The following is a 21,129-nucleotide window of genomic DNA, read 5'->3' on the forward strand; positions in this document are numbered from 1 at the left end:
GAAAGGATTGTTTATGAGGATACCATTTGTGATGGTTTGACCAATCACTACTAGCTCAGATTAAATAAAATATAAAAAGCAACAGCTGAAATAGTTGTTGCTTTTTCTGGCTCTGAAAAATGTTTCTCAGACTGTGATTGTTTTATTTCTCAACGCGTGATTTGTTGGCGATATCAGCTAGGATAGCTTGAACAAAGTCATCAACTGAGACAGTTTGTGTTTCTTTTTGGCCATAGCGACGAACGTTGACTGTTCCGTCTTCCATTTCCTTGTCCCCAACGATCAATTGGTAAGGAATCTTGCTTGTTTGTGAAGCACGGATCTTGAACTGCATTTTTTCATTGCGCTCATCTACATCTGCACGGACACCACGGTCACGGAGTTTCTTGGCTACTTCCCAAGCGTAGTCCACATGTTTTTCGTTAGAAACGGGGATGAGGGTCACTTGATGTGGTGCAAGCCATGTTGGGAAGGCACCCTTGTAGTTCTCAATCAAGATAGCTGTGAAGCGTTCCATGGTTGAGATAACCCCACGGTGAATCATGACTGGACGGTGTTCCTCACCATCTGCTCCAACATATTTGAGGTCGAAGCGTTCTGGAAGCAAGAAGTCAAGCTGGATAGTAGAAAGGGTTTCTTCTTTACCGAGGGCAGTTTTAACTTGGATATCCAATTTTGGTCCGTAGAAGGCTGCTTCACCTTCAGCTTCAAAGTAGTCCAGTTCCATATCATCCATAGCTGCTTTCAACATGCGTTGTGCATTTTCCCACATCTCATCGTTGTCAAAGTATTTGTGTTTATCTTCTGGGTCACGATAAGACAAGCGGAAACGATAATCTGTCAAATTAAAGTCTTCATACACGTCGATAATCAATTGAAGAATTTTCTTGAATTCTTCCTCAATTTGTTCTGGAGCTACAAAAGTATGGCCATCATTTAGGGACATTTCGCGTACACGTTGAAGGCCTGTAAGGGCGCCAGATTTTTCATATCGGTGCATCATGCCAATCTCAGCGATACGGATTGGTAATTCACGGTATGAGTGTACATGGTGTTTATAAACTTCGATATGGTGAGGACAGTTCATTGGGCGGAGGACAAACTCTTCACCGTCTCCCATGTCCATAGTTGGGAACATATCTTCACGGTAGTGATCCCAGTGACCAGAAGTTTTATAGAGTTCCACTGAGGCAATTGGTGGAGTGTAAACATGTTGGTAGCCTGCAGCGATTTCCTTGTCAACAATGTAGCGTTCCAATTCACGACGGATAGTGGCTCCGTTTGGTAACCAGAATGGTAAACCTTGTCCGACTTCTTGTGAAATCATGAAGAGGTCAAGCTCTTTACCGAGTTTACGGTGGTCACGTTCCTTGGCTTCTTCACGCATTTGAAGGTAGTTCTTCAAGTCTTTCTTGTCAAACCAAGCTGTACCGTAGATTCGTTGCATCATCGCGTTGTCGCTATTTCCACGCCAGTAGGCACCAGCTACGTTGAGCAGGTGGAAGATTTGGATACGACCTGTTGATGGGACGTGAGGACCACGGCAGAGGTCCACGTATTCGCCCTGACGGTAGATAGTCAAACCGCCTTCGTCTTCTGAGTGTTCTTCAATCAATTCCAATTTGTAAGGGTCGTTCTTGAAGATTTCACGGGCCTCGTCCTTAGTCACTTCTTCGCGGATTGATGGGAAGTTTTCTTTAACGATTTTCTTCATTTCTTCTTCGATACGAGGCAGGTCTTCATTGGAGATTTGACCAGCTTGGTTGTCGGTATCGTAGTAGAAACCATCTTCGATAGCTGGACCAACACCTAAGTGAATGTCTGGGAAGAGGCGACGAGCTGCTTGGGCAAACAAGTGGGCAGCTGAGTGGCGCAAGATTGGCAGAGCATCTTCGTGATCAGGTGTCACGATTTCAAGGCTACCATCTTCAGTGATAGCACGAGTCGTGTCGATGAGTTTGCCGTTGAATTTACCAGCCAAGGCTTTTTTTGCTAGGGAATTGCTGATAGATTGGGCAATTTCAAAAGTAGTAACGCCAGATTCGAATTCACGAACAGCGCCATCTGGGAAAGTAATCTTAATCATGGTTTTCTCCTTAAATATTTATTCTATTTTTGTTGGACAATTTTAAGAGCCGAGCAACTTCTTCTGCAGTCTGATTTTCTGGTTGACTACCATCTGTTACGAGACTAGGATAGCCTAATTTCATCGCTTCCTTACGAACCATTTGAGCAAAAAGAATATCTCGTTGCATCCAGTTTTCAAAAGCTTGCTCAGGGTTGGTTGTACCCTCTAAGACATAAGGAACCCATTCTCTCTGTCTATAGTGCTTTTTTTGAAAATCAGCTGTCGGAGTCAAGCATAGATAGGATGATGCTTGACATTCAAGCTCCTTTACCAAGTGAGGCAAAAGTCCTGCTCCCTCCACCAAGAGAGGTCTGTTTTGATTTTTTATCACGTAAGATTTTACATAAGGAAAAATCTCTTCATAAAAGTGCCATTCTTCATCTGCCATCTCTTCTGGATTTCTCATCCAGATTTGTTCTGGATTTCTATCCTGCCTAAGAAGACAAACTGGCTGTGAGTCTGCACTTGCTTGACTCATCATCTCTTCTATCAAATCATCCAGTTTGATATGAAGTAGTTGATATTGTCTAGCAAGAAGTGAGGCAATTGTTGACTTTCCACTGCAAGGTGATCCGCCAATCATATAAAGCATCGTTCTTCCTCCTTCTGACAAAACAAAAAGCGACATCCTCGAAAGGACGTCGCAACGTGGTTCCACCTTCATTTATGTTCCTCAAAAAAGAGGGACACCTCAGATTGGCTTTAACGTAGCCACCGTTTTATGTTTGCATAAAAGTCAGTAGAGTAGTATCAGTTTAGGCTCTCTATGCGTTTCCAGCAACCACGCACTCTCTAGTAGAAAGGGACTAAGTGACTTGTCTCTATGCATTATTATAGCATGATTGCGAGATTTTTCAAGGATTTTGTGAAAGTTTTTTATTTTTTCCTCGCTGTAGCATGTATTTAATACCCGAACCTGAAGCCATACCAAGTAGGGCAAAGAGTTCATAAGCTAGGAAATAAACGAGAATGAATTCATTAAAAGTGATGATGGTAAAGCAATAGAGCAATCCGACACCAAGCAGCCACCACAGTGAGAATTGGAAACGGTAGCTATAAAGAAGGGACACGATGAAGGTTGCCAAAGGTGAAAAGAGGAGAATGTTGTAAATGTACAGTCCCTTCAGTGTATATGGGTCAGTGATGAGTAGTGAGAATAGCTCATAGAGGGGCCAGTAAAAGAAGAAAATGACAAGGTAGTATGGGAGATACTTAAGATAGTTACGCATGGCAATAGTCCTCCAATCTACAAAAATTGAGAGAGGTTGAATACCACATAATCCTAAATGAAGGGGCACTCTCTACTTATATTATAGCACGTCTCGGAAGCCTTTACAAGTTAATCCAGTGAGTAGTGATAGTGCTCTTTTTGAGTGTTTTCTGCTATAATACTAACAAAAGAAGTAAGAGGAAAAGAGGAGAAAGGATGACGAAAATAGCAGTTCTTTCAGACATACATGGGAATACGACAGCCTTGGAAGCTGTACTGGCTGATGCTAAAAAGTCAAAGGTAGATGAGTACTGGCTTTTGGGGGATATTCTTATGCCGGGAACGGGACGTAGAAGGATATTGAATCTTTTAGCGGCTTTGCCTATCACTGTAAGAGTTCTTGGTAATTGGGAGAATAGTCTCTGGCGAGGTTTGCATCGTAAGCTAGATTTGACAAAAGCTAGTCATCGCTACCTCCTACGTCAATGCCAGTATATATTAGAAGAAATCAGCCCTGAAGAAATCGAAGACCTCCACAATCAACCCATGCAAGTTCATCGTCAGTTTGGTGATTTGATGGTGGGAATCACTCACCATCTCCCTGATAAAAACTGGGGTAGGGAGTTGATTCATACGGGAAAACAAGAAGATTTTGATAGATTAGTGACGGAACCGCATGCCTCCATCGCAGTATATGGTCATATCCACCAACAGTTGCTTCGTTATGGAAGTGATGGACAGTTGATTCTTAATCCAGGGTCCATTGGACAACCCTTCTTTTTAGATGCGGGATTACGTAAGGACCTACGGGCCCAGTATATGATTTTAGAGTTTGATGAAGCAGGTTTGTCTGATGTTGATTTTCGTCGAGTGGACTATGATGTAGAAGCTGAATTGCAGTTGGCCAAAGATTTAAAGCTCCCCTATTTCCAGGTCTATTATGAAAGTTTGGTAAATGGGATTCACCACACTCATAACCAGGAACTTCTGTATGAGATTGCCCAAGAACAGGGGCATGATATTGAGTTGGATGCATGGTTAGATAGTAGTAATGATTGACATGACATCAAAAAGGGGTATAATGAGTATGAGAAGAGAGATGATGAGAATCTCAGGTGAAAGGGGAACAAAATGCAAATTTCAAGTCGATTTACCATTGCGACCCATATGCTAATTATCATTGCTATCAAGGGCCGGGAAAGCAAGGTGACCAGTGATTTTCTCGCAGCTAGCGTTGGAGTTAATCCAGTCATTATCCGTAAGACTTTGTCGCAACTCAAAAAAGCAGGATTGATTTCAGTTGCTCGTGGGACGGGTGGTACCGAAATTATCAAAGACCTCCAAGATATTAGCCTTTTTGATGTTTATCAGGCAGTCGAATGTTTAGGAAAATCTGGTAAGCTCTTTAGTTTCCATGACAATCCCAATCCTAACTGTCCAGTAGGGGCTAATATTCATAAGGTCTTGGATCAGAAATTGCTGGATATCCAAGTAGCTATGGAAAATCAACTTCGTCAGATGAGTCTGGCTCAGGTTGTGGCAGATGCAGAAGCAAGAATTGTAAAATAAGAGGGCTAGGCTCCTCTTTTTCTATTGCCACAATTATGGTACAATGTAGTCATCAAAGGAGGAGACTATGTACTTTATCACAGGATTTTTTGTCCTACTTTTTCTCGTTTCGTTTTTAAGGGACAATCGCAGTCTCTGGAATCCAGCTCTCTTACTTTTGTCTCTGCTCTTTTCTTATATGTCCATTGCCAATCTTTTTTACGAAGCTGGACAGAAAGAAGTGCACATGGTTTTCTTTGCAGGGATTTTTCTCCTGCTGCCTCTTTTAGTTTTTCTAAGTGGTTTTTTCCTTATTTATAATGGATTTGTGTTATTGAAAAAAGAAGGAAAATCCAAGGCAAATTATTTGTCTCTAGGATTAGGTTGTGTGATTCTATTCTTTTTTGTGATCATGGCGATTCGAGTGAGCGATACCAAGGGCTTGTTTTACACCAATCATCTAGTGAATATTATCTTTTTCTTTTTGATTTATTCGTATTTGATTTTTGGTTTTGCCTTTGCAGGATTTCTGCTTTATTCTATCCTGTATCTTTTTATTCCTAAGAAAAAATATTATGATTTTATTATCATTCACGGAGCAGGTTTGTTGAATGGAGAAAAAGTGACTCCCTTACTGAAGAGTCGTATTGATAAGGCAGTAGAAGCTTATCACCAGTCTCTCAATCCCAATGTTAAAATCATCGCTAGTGGTGGTCGAGGAGGGGATGAGAAGATTTCCGAGGCTCAGGCAATTTGTAACTATTTGTTGGAAGAGACGGATGTTCCGAGAGAAGCAATTCTCCTAGAGGAAGATTCAACGACAACCTATGAGAATCTTCTCTTCTCAAAAGAAATGGGAGAGAAGCTGGTGGCCAATCCACGTTTTCTCTTTGTGACCAATGATTACCATGTTTTTCGTACCAGTACCTATGCTCGCCGTATTGGGATGAAGGGAGATGGCCTTGGTTGCCGTACAGCTGCCTACTATATTCCATCGGCCTTTATTAGAGAATATATTGCTCTATGTGTGAAGATGAGATGGCTTTTTATCGCTTTCTATGTTTTGTTGATTTTAGCTCTGATTTTCTCCTATAGAGGTGTTCTATGGTAATATGTAAAATTCATATTGTAATTCTTGTTAGAATCTCTAAAAAATCTTGTAGTAACCCTAAGGGAAAAATTGTCACTAGTAATGAAAGAGCAGGGTAAGTGATTGTGAGTGCGGTTTTTGGAACGGCTTCATGATTGCTCGTCAATCAATTGAACAATTTCTAACCTAGTTGCAGATTTTCGGAGAGAGTCAAAAATAGGCAACTGAATATGAGTAGACTAGAATTTTACAGTCAACGACAAATAAAAATGTGAACAGCAACAGAGGTTCACATTTTCTTTTTGGTCTATGGCAAAATGGCTTTTAGTTCCTTCAGGATAGTTTGCAAGGTTACGATCGCTTGTTCTCCTTGTTGTGGTTGATAGAGTAGTTGGAAATACTTGCGAATAGTTTCTTCAAATTGCTTAGGGAGGAGAGTACAATGGGCCTTTGCGTACTCCAGCATCCGTTTTTCACCAGGATGGGTTTGCTCATTGAGCGCAAACAACAAGTCAAAGTAGGAAGCAAAAAATTCACTTGAGCGGTGATTCATACTGAGAAGATCTTGGCGTTTGATAGCTTTTTCTATTTGGTGAGAGAAGGCAGGCATGGCTTGGTCTAGCAAAAGGAGTTGCCTTTCGATGATATGCTTTTTGAGTTCCTGTGGATAGGGAATCTGGTAAGTTCTTTGGAGAGAAGCATAGTGTCCATTCGTGTCGTATAGAATCTTGCTGTGGAGTAGATTATGCCACATGCAAGTTGTATAAGCATTTTGAGCTTTGTGTTGAAAAATGGTTGAGTTCAATTCTTGTTCAAACGACTCCAGCGAACGATAAATCAACTCGATTTCGATACCGTTGTTTAGTACGCAGTCATCCTCTAATTCCCAAAACTGGTTTCCAATTTCCATATAGGAGCAATAGTTGCTAAGAATGATTTGACGAGTTTTCTCGTCAATAGGTGAGTTAAGATAGACATAGACATCATAGTCAGAATTTTGATCGTAGTCTTGTCCTGCACGTGAACCACCAAGAGCGATAGCTTCTACTTGTTCCAGTTGAGAGAATTCTTTGCAAAGTTCGTGGATCATGATTTTTCTCCTTGCTTTAGGGTTTTAAAGTCATTTTACCAAAAAGTAAAACGTTTGCATAGCATTGAGTTACTCTTTTTCATTTATAGCAAAAAATGTGAACCCTTGTTTTGAGTTCACATTTCTTTTTTATTCTGCGGCTTGTTGCCAACGTTTTGCTAGCTTATGAGACAGGCTAGAAATGGCAAAGTTAAAGATAAAGTAAATCAAGGCAATCAGGATATAAAGACTGAAGACCTGCTCTGGTTCGAAATAGCGTCCCATGAGAATTTGGCTGGCGCCAAAGAGTTCTTGTAGAGCGATAACAGAGTAAAGAAGACTGGTATCCTTAATCACAGTTACAAACTGAGAAATGATAGCTGGCAGCATTTTACGGATAGCTTGTGGGAGAATGATGTAGTAGAGGATTTGTATGGAGGTAAATCCCTGAGACATTCCAGCTTCGTACTGTCCCTTGTCCACGGCGTTGAGACCGCCTCGGATAATCTCAGCTAGGGCTGCTGAGGTAAAAAGGGTAAAAGCAGTAATACCTGCTGGTGTGGACTTCATCTTGAAAACTAAAAAGATGGTGAAAATCCAGAGAAGGTTGGGAACGTTACGTACAAACTCGATATAAATGCTGGAGATGATCCGTAAGACAGGATTTTTCCCATTTCTCATGACGGCTAGTACTGTTCCGATAAGGGTCGAGAGGACGATAGCAATTAGAGAAATGTAGAGGGTCAAGCCAAATCCTTTAAAGATAAAGGCTAGGTTATCTGGGGTCAAAACTTCTAAAATAGATTCCATAGTAACCTCCTAAAGTGAATAGGCTTTTTTATTGGCTTGCTCCATCTTGCGACCAAATTGGGCGACAGGGAAGCATAGGGCAAAGTAGAGTAAGGCAGCACCTAGAAAGGCTGGGATGTAGTTTCCGTTGAGAGCTGACCAAGACTTGGTCACAAACATCAAGTCCACCCCAGAGATGACAGCAACCGTTGAAGTATTCTTGATAAGGTTGACGATTTGGTTGGTCAAAGGAGGGAGAATGATACGGAAGGCCTGAGGCAAGATAATCAATCGCATGGCACTGATATAGGTGAAACCTTGTGATAAGGCGGCCTCCATCTGACCATTAGGGATGGACTGAATCCCTGAACGAATAACCTCAGCAATATAGGCACCGTGATAAAGTCCGACGCAGAGAACAGCTGTCCAATAAATCGGAATCATGATGGTATGGTCACTGATAAGAGGCAAACCATAGAAGACGATGACAAACTGCACCAAGAGGGGAGTATTTTGGTAAAATTCGACAAAGATGCGAGCTAAAATGCGCAAAATTGGGCGCTTGCTAGTTGACATGGCTCCAAAGAAGATACCCAAGACCATGGCGAGGATAAAGGATCCGATTGCTAGGGCAAGAGTAAAGAGGAAGCCATTGAAAAATTGTCCAAGATCCTGAAAATAGGCTGTCCAAGATGATAAATCTGTCATGGGGTGTCCTCCTTAATCTGCAGTATGGCTAGATGGTTTGAGCTTGTAACGGTCATAAAGTTTTTGCAAACTGCCATCCTTGCTCCATTTGGTAACCAAGTTATCGAGATAGTCGTTTAGCTCGGTATTTGATTTCTTGGTAACGATACCGTAGTCAGATGGCTTGAAACTATCATCTAGCAATTCTGTTCGTTTACTGATGTAACCAGATAGGATAGAGCGATCCACGGAAAAGGCATCAATACGGTGAGCGTGAAGGGAAGTAATCAATTCTGGGTAGGAACCAAGTTCGACAAATTTAAAGGTTAGACCTTTCTTTTTACCCAGTTCGGTAATCAAGCGTTGGGTGATGGATCCTTGGGCAACCCCAATGGTTTTTCCGTTTAGGCCCTCAATGCTTTTAATGTTGGCAGATTTGTTGACCAAAAAGCCAGAAGCGTCCGTATAGTAGGGACTGGTAAAGTTGTAGAGTTTTTTACGTTCTTCTGTGATGGTGAAGGTTGCGATATCCATGTCGACCTGTTCATTGTCTAATAGTGGTCCGCGGGTTTGAGCGGTAACTGGAACGTAGCGAATCTTGACCTTGAGTTCGTCTGCAATCATCTTGGCTAAGTCGGTTTCGATACCAGAATAAGTCCCTGTCTTGGGATCTTTGTAACCAAAATTGGGAACATCTTGTTTGACACCAACAACCAGTTCGCCTCTTTTTTGAATGTCTGCGACGCTAGTATCAGCTTGGACTGGTTTGGCAGCAGCAAGACTGAAAAGGCTAATCAATAATGCGGATAAAAAGAATTTCTTTTTCATAGGCGCCTCCTTATTTGACTTTGTCACTTTCGTGGTTGATGATTTTGCTGAGGAATTGTTGGGCACGAGGTTCGCTCGGATTGTCGAAAAAGTCGTCGACATCTGTCGTATCTACTAAAACCTCTCCGTCAGCCATAAAGATGATGCGGTCCGCAACTTCACGGGCAAAGCCCATTTCATGAGTAACGACAATCATATTCATACCATCATGGGCCAATTTTTGCATAACCGCTAGAACATCGCCGATGGTTTCAGGGTCAAGAGCAGATGTTGGCTCATCAAAGAGGAGGAGTTCAGGATGCATAGCAAGTCCACGTGCGATGGCAATTCGTTGTTTTTGTCCACCAGAAAGCGTGGCTGGATAGGAATCTTTCTTGTCCCACATATTTACAAATTCCAGATATTTTTGGGCTGTTTTTTCAGCTTCTTTTTTATCAATTCCTAGAACTTTTACGGGCGCAAGTGTTACGTTTTCTAACACCGTTTTGTGTGGATAAAGGTTAAAATGCTGGAAAACCATGCCGACTTCCTTACGAAGAGGAACTAAATCTTTCTGGCTAGCACCTGCTACTTGGTGTCCATTGACGAGGAGACTTCCTTTATCAATAGCCTCTAAACCATTAATCGTACGGATAAGAGTGGACTTCCCAGAACCAGAAGGTCCAAGCAGGACAACAACTTGTCCTTTTTCAAAACGGAGATTGATGTCGCGGAGTGCGTGGTAGTCTCCGTAATATTTTTCGACGTGTTTAAATTCTACTAAAGCCATGAGAGATCTCCTTTGTGTTAGATTTTATAACACGATTTTACAACAAAAGATTTGCCTTGTCAAATCATATCTGAAAAAAATTCACTAAAATTTTATAAAAAAGCAATCTGGATAGAGAAAATGCCTAAATCATGTTATAATGAAACGATAGAATTCTTAGAAAGAGTGGATGTTTTTTTGATAACTCCTACTTATGAATGGCAGTTTGCCCCGCAGGTAGAAGATGCGGATTTTACAAAGATAGCCAAGAAGGCTGGACTGGGTCCTGAAGTGGCTCGGTTATTATTTGAAAGAGGGATTCAGGATGAAGAAAGTCTGAAAAAATTTTTAGAACCTTCTTTAGAGGACTTACATGATCCCTATCTGCTCCATGATATGGATAAGGCAGTGGCACGGATTCGTCAGGCCATTGAAGAAGGGGAAAACATTCTCATCTATGGAGACTACGATGCGGATGGAATGACTTCAGCTTCTATTGTTAAGGAAAGTTTGGAACAGCTTGGCGCCGAGTGCCGAGTTTATCTGCCAAATCGTTTTACCGATGGCTATGGTCCCAATGCCAGTGTCTATAAATACTTTATCGAGCAAGAGGGAATTTCCTTGATTGTGACAGTGGACAATGGAGTTGCTGGTCACGAGGCCATTGAACTGGCCCAGTCTATGGGAGTAGATGTCATTGTGACCGACCATCATTCCATGCCTGAAATCTTGCCAGATGCCTATGCCATCGTTCATCCCGAACATCCAGACGCGGACTATCCTTTCAAACAGTTGGCCGGATGTGGAGTGGCCTTTAAGTTAGCTTGTGCTCTTTTAGAGGAAGTCCAAGTGGAACTACTGGATTTGGTAGCTATCGGAACTATTGCAGATATGGTGAGTTTGACGGATGAAAACCGTATCATGGTTCAATATGGTCTGGAAATGTTGGGGCATACTCAGCGCATCGGTCTGCAAGAAATGCTGGACATGGCTGGGATTGCTGCTAACGAAGTGACAGAAGAAACGGTTGGCTTTCAGATTGCCCCTCGTTTAAATGCCTTAGGGCGCTTGGACGATCCTAATCCAGCTATTGATTTGCTGACTGGATTTGACGACGAGGAAGCGCATGAGATTGCCCTCATGATTCATCAGAAAAACGAAGAACGTAAGGAAATCGTCCAATCTATCTATGAAGAAGCTAAGACCATGGTGGATCCTGAAAAGAAGGTCCAGGTCTTGGCCAAGGAAGGCTGGAATCCTGGCGTTCTGGGTATCGTTGCTGGTCGTTTGTTGGAAGAGCTAGGGCAGACAGTTATCGTTCTGAATATAGAAGATGGTCGTGCCAAGGGTAGCGCTCGTAGTGTGGAAGCGGTCGATATTTTTGAAGCTTTGGATCCCCATCGAGACCTCTTTATCGCCTTTGGCGGCCATGCTGGTGCTGCAGGGATGACGCTGGAAGTGGAGAAACTTTCAGATTTATCTCAGGTTTTGGAAGACTACGTCCGTGAAAAAGGTGCAGATGCTAGTGGCAAGAATAAGTTAAATCTAGATGAAGAGTTGGACTTGGAGAAACTTAGCTTAGAAACGGTTAAAAGTTTTGAACGTTTGGCACCTTTTGGAATGGACAATCAGAAACCGGTCTTTTATATCAAGGATTTTCAGGTCGAAAGTGCTAGAACCATGGGAGCAGGCAATGCTCACCTCAAACTGAAAATTTCTAAGGGTGAGGCGAGTTTTGAAGTGGTAGCCTTCGGACAAGGTAGATGGGCGACAGAGTTTGCTCAAACAAAAAACTTAGAATTGGCAGTCACCTTGTCTGTTAATCAATGGAATGGCCAAACTGCCCTCCAGTTGATGATGGTAGATGCGCGTGTGGAAGGTGTTCAACTCTTTAACATTCGTGGGAAGAACGCAGTCTTGCCAGAAGGGGTTCCAGTCTTGGATTTCTCTGGAGGGTTGCCAGATCTAGCGACCAGTGAAGCGGTTGTTGTGAAAACCATTCCTGAGGATATTACCCTGCTGAAGAGCATTTTTCAGGAACAAAATTTCTCTGCAGTCTATTTCAAGAACGACATTGACAAGGCTTACTATCTAACAGGTTATGGGACTAGAGAGCAGTTTGCCAAATTGTACAAGACCATCTACCAGTTCCCAGAGTTCGATATTCGCTATAAGCTGAAGGATTTAGCATCTTATCTCAATATCCAACAAATCTTGCTGGTCAAGATGATTCAAGTATTTGAGGAACTGGGCTTTGTAACTATCAAAGATGGTGTCATGACGGTCAATAAAGAAGCGCCGAAAAGGGAAATCGCTGACAGTCAGATATATCAAAATCTCAAACAAACTGTAAAAAATCAAGAAATGATGGCGCTGGGAACAGTGCAAGAAATTTATAACTTTTTGATGAGAAAAGAGTAGAAGTTAGGAAAGAGTTGGGCAACCAGCTCTTTTTTGAAAACAAATCTTCATTTTGAAAATCATCAAAAAAATGGTATAATGGTAGGAAAAGATTCGGCTGAAAGTTTTAGAACTTTTAGAATAAGAGGGTGAATTCACCCTATAATCAAGATGAATTAAGTTTCGGAGGGGAAATGAGTAATATCAGTTTAACAACACTAGGTGGTGTGCGTGAAAACGGGAAAAATATGTACATTGCTGAGATTGGCGATTCAATTTTTGTTTTAGATGCGGGGCTTAAATACCCTGAAAATGAACAACTGGGGGTTGATGTCGTCATTCCAAACATGGATTACCTTTTTGAAAATAGCGACCGTATCGCTGGGGTCTTCTTGACTCACGGGCATGCGGATGCCATTGGTGCCCTGCCTTATCTCTTGGCAGAGGCTAAGGTGCCTGTATTTGGCTCTGAGTTGACCATCGAGTTGGCAAAACTCTTTGTCAAAGGAAATGATACGGTTAAGAAATTCAATGACTTCCATGTCATTGATGAAAATACGGAGATTGACTTTGGAGGAACTGTAGTTTCCTTCTTCCGTACAACTCACTCCATCCCAGAAAGTTTGGGAGTCGTCTTGAAAACTCCCAAAGGCAGCATTGTTTATACAGGTGACTTCAAGTTTGACCAGACGGCTAGTAAATCCTATGCGACGGATTTTGCCCGTTTGGCAGAAATCGGTCGTGAGGGTGTCTTGGCGCTTCTCAGTGATTCTGCGAATGCGGATAGCAATATACAGGTGGCGAGCGAGAGTGAAGTTGGAGACGAGATTACGCAGACCATTGCGGACTGGGAAGGTCGTATCATCGTTGCGGCAGTTGCCAGCAACCTCTCTCGTATCCAGCAGGTTTTTGATGCAGCTGCAGATACAGGTCGCCGAGTTGTTCTGACTGGTTTTGATGTTGAAAATATTGTCCGAACAGCGATTCGCCTCAAGAAATTGTCTCTAGCCAACGAAAGTCTCTTGATCAAACCCAAAGAAATGTCTCGATTTGAAGACCATGAGTTGATTATCCTTGAGACTGGTCGTATGGGGGAGCCTATCAATGGACTTCGTAAGATGTCCATTGGACGCCACCGTTATGTAGAAATCAAGGATGGGGACTTGGTTTATATTGTAACAACTCCATCCACTGCCAAAGAAGCGGTTGTGGCTCGCGTTGAAAATATGATTTACCAAGCTGGTGGTGTGGTAAAACTCATTACCCAGAGTTTGCGAGTATCAGGACACGGAAATGCGCGTGATTTGCAGTTGATGATCAATCTTTTGCAACCGAAATATCTTTTCCCTATCCAAGGGGAGTACCGTGAGTTGGATGCGCATGCCAAGGCTGCCATGGCAGTTGGAATGTTGCCAGAGCGTATTTTCATCCCTAAAAAGGGAACGACCATGTCCTATGAACATGGAGACTTCGTCCCATCTGCAGCAGTTTCTGCAGGCGATGTCATGATTGATGGAAATGCCATTGGTGATGTTGGGAATGTCGTTCTTCGCGACCGTAAGGTCTTGTCAGAGGATGGAATCTTTATCGTGGCCATCACTGTTAACCGTCGTGAGAAGAAGATTGTGGCTAAGGCTCGTGTTCACACGCGTGGATTTATCTACCTTAAGAAGAGTCGCGACATTCTCCGTGAAAGTTCCGAATTGATTAACCAAACGGTAGAAGAGTATCTTCAAGGTGATGACTTTGATTGGGCAGATCTCAAAGGCAAGGTTCGTGACAATCTGACCAAGTACCTCTTTGATCAAACCAAGCGTCGCCCAGCAATCTTGCCAGTCGTGATGGAAGCAAAATAATAAGCAGAATACCTACAGAAAAAGTCGAAATTCGGTTTTTTCTTATAGAATAGTAAAAGGAGAGATTCATGGCAGTTATGAATATTGAGTATTACTCAGAAGTTTTGGATATGGAGTGGGGTGTTACCGTACTCTATCCAGATGCTAGTCGGGTGACTGAACCAGATTGCACAGATATTCCTGTTCTTTACCTTTTGCACGGAATGTCAGGAAATCAAAATAGCTGGCTCAAACGTACCAATGTCGAACGCTTGTTGCGTGGAACCAATCTCATTGTCATTATGCCCAATACTAGCAATGGCTGGTACACAGATACTCAGTATGGCTATAACTACTATACTGCTCTAGCAGAAGAACTCCCCCAAGTCATGAAACGTTTCTTCCCCAATATGACCAGCAAGCGAGAAAAAACCTTCATAGCAGGTCTCTCCATGGGTGGCTATGGTTCCTTCAAGCTGGCTCTCGCAACCGATCGTTTTTCTCATGCGGCTAGTTTTTCTGGTGCACTCAGTTTTCAGGAATTCTCTCCTGAAAGTCAGGATTTGGGATCGCTTGCCTACTGGAGAGGAGTTTTTGGAGAAATCAAAGACTGGACAGCTAGTCCTCATTCGCTTGAAAGCATGGCTGCAAAGTCCGATCAAAAGACCAAACTATGGGCTTGGTGTGGGGAGCAAGACTATCTCTACTCTGCCAATAATCTCGCAGTGAAAAACCTCAAAAAGCTTGGTTTTGAAGTAACCTATAGTCACAGTCCAGGTAAGCACGAGTGGTACTACTGGGAAAAACAATTGGAACGTTTTTTGGCTACTCTACCAATTGACTTTGTCTTGGAAGAGCGCTTATCTTAGTTTTAGGTTTCTTTCAGCTTTCTTCAGTAAAATAGAGAATCTATCTTGATCAAGGAGAATGTGATTTCAAGATAGGTTCTTATTTTTATGAAAGGTGGGACGTCATGTTCTGGATTATTCGATTATTCTTCCGATTTCTGTTGGGAATTTGGCGTTTCTTCTGGCGTCTGGTTTGGACTGTTGTTATTCTACTTCTCATTGCCTTTGGAGTGGTTTGGTATCTGACAGGTGATTTTCATTCTGCGGTCAATCAGGTTGAAAAAATGAGCAAGATTGGTCAAGGTGGCTGGAATCAATGGAAGGAGACGGGAACGCTGGAAGTCTTGTCTCAGACAGACAGTCACCAACATGCAGAAGGCAAGTGGGCTCAGGCCTCAGCTCGCATCTATATTGAGCCTCAAATGGATGAAACCTTCCAAGGTGCCTATGCAGAAGCCATAAAAAACTGGAATCAAACGGGAGCCTTTACCTTTGAGGTGGTTGCGGATCCTAGCCAGGCAGATATTGTGGCAAGTGAGATGAATGATGGATCGACCGCTGTAGCAGGTCAAGCCGAGAGTCAAACCAATTTGTTAACCAAACAATTTATATCTGTAACGGTTCGCCTGAATCACTATTATCTATCCAATCCAAACTATGGTTATTCTTATGAACGGATTGTGCACACGGCGGAGCACGAGCTGGGGCATGCCATCGGATTGGATCATACCAACGAAACTTCTGTCATGCAGCCAGCAGGTTCCTACTATGGAATTCAGCCTCGGGATGTGAAAGCTGTTCAAGAACTCTATACCAGTAGCGACTAGCTGAAGTTGGTACAATCTAAAATAAAATCAAAGCTCCTCCATCAAGTGATCGGTGGGGCTTTTTGTTCGTCCTGTTACGGCCTTTTTGCTATAATGGAACTATGAACAACTTGATCAAATCAAAACTAGAGCTCTTACCAACCAGCCCTGGTTGCTACATTCACAAGGATAAAAATGGTACTATTATCTATGTAGGAAAGGCTAAAAATCTGCGCAATCGCGTGCGGTCCTATTTCCGTGGCAGTCATGATACCAAGACGGAAGCTCTGGTATCTGAGATTGTAGATTTTGAATTTATCGTTACCGAGTCTAATATCGAGGCCCTTCTGCTGGAAATCAACCTCATCAAGGAAAACAAGCCCAAGTACAATATCATGCTCAAGGATGATAAGTCCTATCCTTTTATCAAAATCACCAATGAGCGCTATCCACGGCTTATTATCACCCGTCAGGTCAAAAAGGACGGAGGTCTTTATTTTGGCCCTTATCCAGATGTGGGGGCAGCTAATGAAATCAAGCGACTACTGGATCGGATTTTCCCTTTTCGTAAGTGTACCAATCCACCTTCTAAGGTCTGTTTTTACTACCATATCGGCCAATGTATGGCCCATACCATCTGTAAAAAAGATGAGGCCTATTTCAAGTCCATGGCTCAGGAGGTTTCTGATTTTCTAAAAGGACAGGATGACAAAATCATCGATGATCTCAAGGGGAAGATGGTAAAGGCAGCACAAAGTATGGAGTTTGAACGGGCGGCGGAATACCGTGATTTGATTCAGGCCATTGGAACACTTCGGACCAAGCAACGGGTCATGGCCAAAGATTTGCAAAATCGTGACGTCTTTGGCTACTATGTGGATAAGGGCTGGATGTGTGTCCAGGTTTTCTTTGTCCGTCAAGGCAAGCTCATTGAGCGGGATGTCAATCTCTTCCCTTACTACAACGATCCGGACGAGGACTTTTTGACCTATGTAGGACAATTCTATCAAGAAAAATCCCACCTAGTTCCCAACGAGGTATTGATTCCACAAGATATCGATGAAGAAGCTGTCAAGGCCTTGGTGGATACCAAGATTCTCAAGCCCCAGCGTGGTGAGAAAAAACAGCTGGTCAATCTAGCTATAAAAAATGCCCGTGTTAGCCTGGAGCAGAAGTTCAATCTGCTAGAAAAATCTGTCGAAAAGACACAAGGAGCTATTGAAAATCTAGGACGCTTGCTTCAAATACCAACTCCGGTTCGCATTGAGTCCTTCGACAACTCCAATATCATGGGGACCAGTCCGGTGTCTGCCATGGTGGTCTTTGTCAATGGTAAACCAAGTAAAAAAGATTACCGTAAGTACAAAATCAAGACGGTGGTTGGACCAGACGACTATGCCAGTATGAGAGAAGTTATCCGCAGACGTTATGGTCGAGTTCAACGTGATGGTTTAACTCCGCCAGATTTGATTGTCATCGATGGGGGACAAGGTCAGGTCAATATCGCTAAGCAAGTCATTCAAGAGGAGCTGGGCTTGGACATTCCGATTGCTGGGCTGCAAAAAAATGACAAGCACCAAACCCATGAGCTGCTCTTTGGAGATCCGCTTGAGGTGGTGGAGTTGTCTCGTAATTCTCAGGAATTTTTCCTCCTCCAACGCATCCAGGATGAGGTGCACCGCTTTGCTATCACTTTCCATCGCCAACTGCGCTCCAAAAATTCCTTTTCATCACAACTGGATGGAATTGAAGGACTGGGACCTAAACGCAAGCAAAATCTCATGAAGCATTTCAAATCTTTGACTAAAATCAAGGAAGCCAGTGTGGATGAGATTGTCGAAGTTGGGGTACCAAGAGCTGTCGCAGAAGCCGTGCAAATCAAGTTGAATCCGCAGGAAGCAGTGGAGTTGGCTCAAGTGGCGGAACCATTAAAAGAATTGGAATAAGTATCTAGATAGAAAGTAGAAGAAATGAATAGGATTGAGATTGACAGAGATATACTCCTTTTTTTACGATTTGCTTACTTTGGGAATTCAAAAGATTTATTTTTGGCTGCAACTACTCGAGCCTATCTTGATTTTAATCGAACCTTGCGATTTCATGGCATGCTAGATGAACAGCGCTTGGAGATGAGAAATCGGGCCTCTAAGTGTATCAAAGAAGCGATTTTAAATCTCTTGAATCGGGACAAGCTGTGTCAAACTGATTTTGATAGTTGGCATCATAGGACTTGTGATGTTCTGATAGATTGCTATCGCTCAAATGGGATTCGATTTACTTATGGTCATGCTCAAAAGTGGATTAATATGACTTTCAAGTATCTGTATATGCTTGAAGCTGTAACCCTAGACTCCGTTTTTCCTTTTTTACACGTACCGATAGATAACATCGTGTTAGAGAGGGCGAACAAACAGTTGTGTATCCCAAGACCTTCTCAAGTGTGGAGTAGTTGGGGAGATTACGCTTTCTATCTTCAATATCAAGAACATTTGAGGCAAAGAATAGGCAAGGAAGCTCCTCTTCGTTGGGAGTTTCACAATTGGCTAGATGAAATAGAAAAAGGAAAACCATCATGAACCATAAAATCGCAATTTTATCAGATATTCATGGCAATGTGACTGCACTAGAAGCAGTGATTGCAGATGCTAAAACTCAAGGAGCCAGTGAATATTGGCTTCTGGGAGATATTTTTCTACCTGGTCCAGGTGCAAATGACTTGGTCGCTCTGTTAAAGGAACTTCCTATCACAGCAAGTGTTCGAGGCAATTGGGATGATTGTGTCTTAGAGGCTTTAGATGGGCAATATGGCTTAGAAGACCCACAGGAAATCCAGCTCATGCGATTGACCCAGTTTTTGATGGAGCGAATGGACCCTGCAACGATTGTCTGGATACGAAGTTTACCTATGCTAGAAAAGAAAGAAGTTGATGGACTGCGCTTTTCTCTCTCTCATAATTTGCCAAATAAGAACTATGGTGGCGACTTGTCTGTTGGGAATAACACAGATAAATTTGACCAACTCCTAGACGAGGAAACGGATGTGGCAATCTATGGTCATGTCCACAAGCAGTTGCTTCGTTATGGAAGTCAAGGGCAACAAATTATCAATCCAGGTACGATTGGCATGCCCTATTTTGATTGGGAGGCGTTAAAAAATCACCGTGCCCAGTATGCCGTGATAGAAGTAGAAGATGGAGAATTGGTAAATATTCTATTCCGAAAAGTTTCTTATGATTATGAAGCGGAGTTAGAATTGGCCAAGTCCAAGGGGCTTCCCTTTATCGAAATGTATGAAGAACTACGCCGAGATGACAACTATCGGGGGCACAATCTGGAACTCTTAGCTAGTTTAATCGAAAAGCATGGGTATGTAGAGGATGTGAAGGATTATTTTGATTTTTTGTAAGAGTTGCTTTAATTAACAGATACTAAATAAAACGATTGGACGAGCCAATCGTTTTTAATGTATCTTATCGTAATTGAGACTGATCTGGTAGGTAAGAACCACCAAGATAGGTCTTGCTGAGTTTTTCAAGGGTTCCGTCTTGGTAGAGTTCTTTAAGGACCTTGTCAAATTGTTCTTTAAATTCTTTTTCGTCGCTTGAGAAGATAATGTAGTTATTTGGATTGTCATTGCTTTCCAAGTCAGCCACATTCAAGTCTAAACCACGGTCTTGGATAAATTTTTGAAAATTTTCGATAGAGTTATTAAAGATTTTATAAATAGTGAACTCAATGACCTTTTTAGCTTCAATAATTCGGTAAAAGTTTGACAATAAAATTATTTTATTTTAAAATATAGGTAACATAAAACTATTTAAAGGAGATAGTCATGAAAAAACTTCTTACTGCGGGCCTTGTACTCTTATCAGTTGCAACTTTAGCAGCTTGTGGAAATAAATCTTCTGATTCTGCAAGTAAAGCTTCAAGCTCGACTGAACAAACATCAGCTTCATCAAAAACAGATAACTCAAAGACAAACACATCTGAAGTTACTCTTCTAACAGATGAAGAAATCGACAACGCTAAAACAATTGGAGATATGAAAACTCTTTTTGGAAAGATGATTGACGGCTATAAGAAATATGTTGAAGAAATCGGTGACAAAGTTCCTGAGGCTCAAAAAGATGCTTATAAACAACAAGTAGAGCCTGCACTTAATTCACTAGAAACTTCAAGAAAAGCATTTAATGATGGCTTGTCAAGCGCAGGTTCTGACGATACAGAAATGCCAGAAGAAGCACGTACTGTCTTTCTTCAACAATTGAAGACTGCACGTGATGCTATGAAGCAAGCGATTGAGTCTGCAAGTAAAATTGTATCAGCGCAATAATATGAGTAAAGTAGGCGACTAAACGTCTACTTTTTCTTGTGCAAAAAATTTTATTATAGCTAGCAACTAAATCAAAAAGCTTGTAATTCTTGATTAAGAGATAGGATAAAAATCTCTACTTATGAAAAAACTCTGCAAGCTCTTTCAAAATGTGGTAAAATGGAAGCAGTAGAATTAGAAAAGGAACGTGCTTATGAAATTTCTTGAGTTAAATAAAAAACGTCATACGACTAAGCATTTTATTGATAAACCTGTTGATCCCAAGGATGTGCGTACGGCTATCGAAATTGCAACCTTGGCTCCAAGTGCCCACAATAGTCAGCCTTGGAAATTTGTGGTGGTTCGGGAGAAAAATGCTGAATTGGCAAAATTGGCTTATGGTTCGAACTTTGAGCAGGTATCATCAGCACCTGTAACCATTGCCCTGTTTACAGATACGGACTTAGCTAAACGTGCCCGCAAGATTGCCCGTGTCGGTGGAGCAAAGAACTTCTCAGAAGAGCAGCTTCAATACTTTATGAAAAATTTGCCTGCCGAGTTTGCGCGTTACAGTGAACAACAGGTCAGTGGCTATCTAGCCCTCAATGCAGGTTTGGTTGCCATGAACTTGGTTCTGGCTCTGACAGACCAGGGCATCGGTTCTAACATTATCCTTGGATTTGACAAATCAAAAGCCAATGAGGTTTTGGACATCGAAGACCGTTTCCGCCCAGAACTTTTGATCACAGTGGGTTACACAGACGAAAAATTAGAACCAAGTTACCGCTTGCCAGTAGATGAAATTATCGAGAAAAGATAGAAAGAAGAAAA

Annotated in this window: 20 protein-coding genes and 1 pseudogene; 12 read left to right on the forward strand and 9 right to left on the reverse strand. The window is 42.1% G+C overall.

Features of this window, described 5'->3' with window-relative positions; translation table 11 throughout:
* Positions 1 to 142: 142 nt before the first annotated feature.
* The 3 genes from thrS to M1F56_RS02145 all read right to left on the reverse strand — a co-directional run bounded on the left by thrS (position 143) and on the right by M1F56_RS02145 (position 3,357).
* The gene (thrS, locus tag M1F56_RS02135; protein WP_247916705.1) at positions 143 to 2,086 is read right to left on the reverse strand and encodes a threonine--tRNA ligase; all 1,944 of its coding nucleotides are present in this window, start codon (positions 2,084 to 2,086) and stop codon (positions 143 to 145) included.
* 10 nt (positions 2,087 to 2,096) lie between these two features.
* Positions 2,097 to 2,720 (reverse strand): AAA family ATPase, encoded by a 624-nt coding sequence (locus M1F56_RS02140; protein ID WP_247916706.1) that lies wholly within the window; start codon positions 2,718 to 2,720, stop codon positions 2,097 to 2,099.
* 262 nt (positions 2,721 to 2,982) lie between these two features.
* Complete coding sequence (locus tag M1F56_RS02145) at positions 2,983 to 3,357, reverse strand: hypothetical protein (RefSeq protein ID WP_247916707.1); 375 nt, start codon at positions 3,355 to 3,357, stop codon at positions 2,983 to 2,985.
* Positions 3,358 to 3,554: 197 nt separating this feature from the next.
* Here M1F56_RS02145 and M1F56_RS02150 point away from each other — a divergent pair, with 197 nt between their 5' ends.
* The 3 genes from M1F56_RS02150 to M1F56_RS02160 all read left to right on the forward strand — a co-directional run bounded on the left by M1F56_RS02150 (position 3,555) and on the right by M1F56_RS02160 (position 5,997).
* Entirely contained in the window at positions 3,555 to 4,397 is an 843-nt protein-coding gene (locus M1F56_RS02150; RefSeq protein WP_247916708.1) for a metallophosphoesterase family protein, read from the forward strand.
* Positions 4,398 to 4,469: 72 nt separating this feature from the next.
* Complete coding sequence (locus M1F56_RS02155; RefSeq protein WP_001167382.1) at positions 4,470 to 4,907, forward strand: Rrf2 family transcriptional regulator; 438 nt, start codon at positions 4,470 to 4,472, stop codon at positions 4,905 to 4,907.
* A gap of 67 nt (positions 4,908 to 4,974) precedes the next feature.
* A complete protein-coding gene (locus tag M1F56_RS02160; RefSeq protein ID WP_247916709.1) occupies positions 4,975 to 5,997 on the forward strand; it encodes a YdcF family protein in 1,023 nt (340 codons plus the stop codon).
* A gap of 286 nt (positions 5,998 to 6,283) precedes the next feature.
* Here the strand turns inward: M1F56_RS02160 and M1F56_RS02165 are convergent, their stop codons facing one another.
* The 5 genes from M1F56_RS02165 to M1F56_RS02185 form a co-directional block, all read right to left on the reverse strand.
* On the reverse strand, positions 6,284 to 7,066 hold the full coding sequence (locus tag M1F56_RS02165; RefSeq protein WP_247916710.1) for a nucleotidyltransferase domain-containing protein: 783 nt from the start codon (positions 7,064 to 7,066) through the stop codon (positions 6,284 to 6,286).
* Between the two features lie 129 nt (positions 7,067 to 7,195).
* Positions 7,196 to 7,855: an amino acid ABC transporter permease gene (locus M1F56_RS02170; RefSeq protein WP_096421834.1), complete on the reverse strand. Its 660-nt coding sequence runs from the start codon at positions 7,853 to 7,855 to the stop codon at positions 7,196 to 7,198.
* A 9-nt stretch (positions 7,856 to 7,864) separates the two neighbouring features.
* Positions 7,865 to 8,542, reverse strand: a complete 678-nt coding sequence (locus M1F56_RS02175) for an amino acid ABC transporter permease (RefSeq protein WP_084939222.1) — start codon at positions 8,540 to 8,542, stop codon at positions 7,865 to 7,867.
* A 12-nt stretch (positions 8,543 to 8,554) separates the two neighbouring features.
* Positions 8,555 to 9,349: a transporter substrate-binding domain-containing protein gene (locus M1F56_RS02180; protein ID WP_247916711.1), complete on the reverse strand. Its 795-nt coding sequence runs from the start codon at positions 9,347 to 9,349 to the stop codon at positions 8,555 to 8,557.
* 10 nt (positions 9,350 to 9,359) lie between these two features.
* Positions 9,360 to 10,118, reverse strand: coding sequence for an amino acid ABC transporter ATP-binding protein (locus M1F56_RS02185; protein WP_247916712.1), 759 nt, complete (start codon positions 10,116 to 10,118; stop codon positions 9,360 to 9,362).
* A 177-nt stretch (positions 10,119 to 10,295) separates the two neighbouring features.
* Between M1F56_RS02185 and recJ the strand changes: the two genes are divergently transcribed.
* The 7 genes from recJ to M1F56_RS02220 all read left to right on the forward strand — a co-directional run bounded on the left by recJ (position 10,296) and on the right by M1F56_RS02220 (position 19,392).
* Complete coding sequence (recJ, locus tag M1F56_RS02190) at positions 10,296 to 12,518, forward strand: single-stranded-DNA-specific exonuclease RecJ (protein WP_247916753.1); 2,223 nt, start codon at positions 10,296 to 10,298, stop codon at positions 12,516 to 12,518.
* Between the two features lie 173 nt (positions 12,519 to 12,691).
* Positions 12,692 to 14,353: a ribonuclease J gene (locus tag M1F56_RS02195; protein ID WP_247916713.1), complete on the forward strand. Its 1,662-nt coding sequence runs from the start codon at positions 12,692 to 12,694 to the stop codon at positions 14,351 to 14,353.
* 68 nt (positions 14,354 to 14,421) lie between these two features.
* Positions 14,422 to 15,201 (forward strand): alpha/beta hydrolase, encoded by a 780-nt coding sequence (locus tag M1F56_RS02200; RefSeq protein WP_247916714.1) that lies wholly within the window; start codon positions 14,422 to 14,424, stop codon positions 15,199 to 15,201.
* A 104-nt stretch (positions 15,202 to 15,305) separates the two neighbouring features.
* Positions 15,306 to 16,007 (forward strand): M57 family metalloprotease, encoded by a 702-nt coding sequence (locus tag M1F56_RS02205; protein WP_084853692.1) that lies wholly within the window; start codon positions 15,306 to 15,308, stop codon positions 16,005 to 16,007.
* Between the two features lie 101 nt (positions 16,008 to 16,108).
* Positions 16,109 to 17,932 (forward strand): excinuclease ABC subunit UvrC, encoded by a 1,824-nt coding sequence (gene uvrC / locus M1F56_RS02210; RefSeq protein ID WP_247916715.1) that lies wholly within the window; start codon positions 16,109 to 16,111, stop codon positions 17,930 to 17,932.
* A gap of 24 nt (positions 17,933 to 17,956) precedes the next feature.
* Complete coding sequence (locus M1F56_RS02215) at positions 17,957 to 18,562, forward strand: hypothetical protein (RefSeq protein WP_247916716.1); 606 nt, start codon at positions 17,957 to 17,959, stop codon at positions 18,560 to 18,562.
* Positions 18,559 to 19,392: a metallophosphoesterase family protein gene (locus M1F56_RS02220; RefSeq protein ID WP_247916717.1), complete on the forward strand. Its 834-nt coding sequence runs from the start codon at positions 18,559 to 18,561 to the stop codon at positions 19,390 to 19,392. The genes M1F56_RS02215 and M1F56_RS02220 overlap by 4 nt, the downstream gene beginning before the upstream one ends.
* A 64-nt stretch (positions 19,393 to 19,456) precedes the next feature.
* Here M1F56_RS02220 and M1F56_RS02225 read toward each other — a convergent pair.
* Positions 19,457 to 19,675 (reverse strand): annotated as a pseudogene (locus M1F56_RS02225) (amino acid ABC transporter substrate-binding protein); the annotation flags it as partial.
* Between the two features lie 143 nt (positions 19,676 to 19,818).
* Here M1F56_RS02225 and M1F56_RS02230 point away from each other — a divergent pair.
* Both M1F56_RS02230 and M1F56_RS02235 read left to right on the forward strand, forming a co-directional pair.
* Positions 19,819 to 20,319 carry a hypothetical protein gene (locus M1F56_RS02230; RefSeq protein ID WP_247916718.1) on the forward strand — a complete coding sequence of 167 codons (501 nt, stop codon included), beginning with the start codon at positions 19,819 to 19,821 and terminating at the stop codon, positions 20,317 to 20,319.
* Between the two features lie 193 nt (positions 20,320 to 20,512).
* Positions 20,513 to 21,118, forward strand: a complete 606-nt coding sequence (locus M1F56_RS02235) for a nitroreductase family protein (RefSeq protein WP_247916719.1) — start codon at positions 20,513 to 20,515, stop codon at positions 21,116 to 21,118.
* Positions 21,119 to 21,129 lie beyond the last annotated feature (11 nt).

The organism is Streptococcus oralis (genome assembly GCF_023109005.1).
Taxonomy (GTDB): Bacteria; Bacillota; Bacilli; order Lactobacillales; family Streptococcaceae; genus Streptococcus; species Streptococcus oralis_BU.

What these genes read in the sequence shown, in the direction of transcription:
- M1F56_RS02185 (WP_247916712.1), bottom strand. Translation starts at nt 10,118, where the DNA reads ATGGCTTTAGTAGAATTTAAACACGTCGAAAAATATTACGGAGACTAC.
- thrS (WP_247916705.1), bottom strand. Translation starts at nt 2,086, where the DNA reads ATGATTAAGATTACTTTCCCAGATGGCGCTGTTCGTGAATTCGAATCT.
- M1F56_RS02230 (WP_247916718.1), top strand. Translation starts at nt 19,819, where the DNA reads ATGAAAAAACTTCTTACTGCGGGCCTTGTACTCTTATCAGTTGCAACT.
- M1F56_RS02165 (WP_247916710.1), bottom strand. Translation starts at nt 7,066, where the DNA reads ATGATCCACGAACTTTGCAAAGAATTCTCTCAACTGGAACAAGTAGAA.
- M1F56_RS02195 (WP_247916713.1), top strand. Translation starts at nt 12,692, where the DNA reads ATGAGTAATATCAGTTTAACAACACTAGGTGGTGTGCGTGAAAACGGG.
- M1F56_RS02160 (WP_247916709.1), top strand. Translation starts at nt 4,975, where the DNA reads ATGTACTTTATCACAGGATTTTTTGTCCTACTTTTTCTCGTTTCGTTT.
- M1F56_RS02180 (WP_247916711.1), bottom strand. Translation starts at nt 9,349, where the DNA reads ATGAAAAAGAAATTCTTTTTATCCGCATTATTGATTAGCCTTTTCAGT.
- uvrC (WP_247916715.1), top strand. Translation starts at nt 16,109, where the DNA reads ATGAACAACTTGATCAAATCAAAACTAGAGCTCTTACCAACCAGCCCT.
- M1F56_RS02220 (WP_247916717.1), top strand. Translation starts at nt 18,559, where the DNA reads ATGAACCATAAAATCGCAATTTTATCAGATATTCATGGCAATGTGACT.
- M1F56_RS02170 (WP_096421834.1), bottom strand. Translation starts at nt 7,855, where the DNA reads ATGGAATCTATTTTAGAAGTTTTGACCCCAGATAACCTAGCCTTTATC.
- M1F56_RS02140 (WP_247916706.1), bottom strand. Translation starts at nt 2,720, where the DNA reads ATGCTTTATATGATTGGCGGATCACCTTGCAGTGGAAAGTCAACAATT.
- M1F56_RS02175 (WP_084939222.1), bottom strand. Translation starts at nt 8,542, where the DNA reads ATGACAGATTTATCATCTTGGACAGCCTATTTTCAGGATCTTGGACAA.
- M1F56_RS02215 (WP_247916716.1), top strand. Translation starts at nt 17,957, where the DNA reads ATGAATAGGATTGAGATTGACAGAGATATACTCCTTTTTTTACGATTT.
- M1F56_RS02155 (WP_001167382.1), top strand. Translation starts at nt 4,470, where the DNA reads ATGCAAATTTCAAGTCGATTTACCATTGCGACCCATATGCTAATTATC.
- M1F56_RS02235 (WP_247916719.1), top strand. Translation starts at nt 20,513, where the DNA reads ATGAAATTTCTTGAGTTAAATAAAAAACGTCATACGACTAAGCATTTT.
- M1F56_RS02145 (WP_247916707.1), bottom strand. Translation starts at nt 3,357, where the DNA reads ATGCGTAACTATCTTAAGTATCTCCCATACTACCTTGTCATTTTCTTC.
- M1F56_RS02205 (WP_084853692.1), top strand. Translation starts at nt 15,306, where the DNA reads ATGTTCTGGATTATTCGATTATTCTTCCGATTTCTGTTGGGAATTTGG.
- M1F56_RS02150 (WP_247916708.1), top strand. Translation starts at nt 3,555, where the DNA reads ATGACGAAAATAGCAGTTCTTTCAGACATACATGGGAATACGACAGCC.
- M1F56_RS02200 (WP_247916714.1), top strand. Translation starts at nt 14,422, where the DNA reads ATGGCAGTTATGAATATTGAGTATTACTCAGAAGTTTTGGATATGGAG.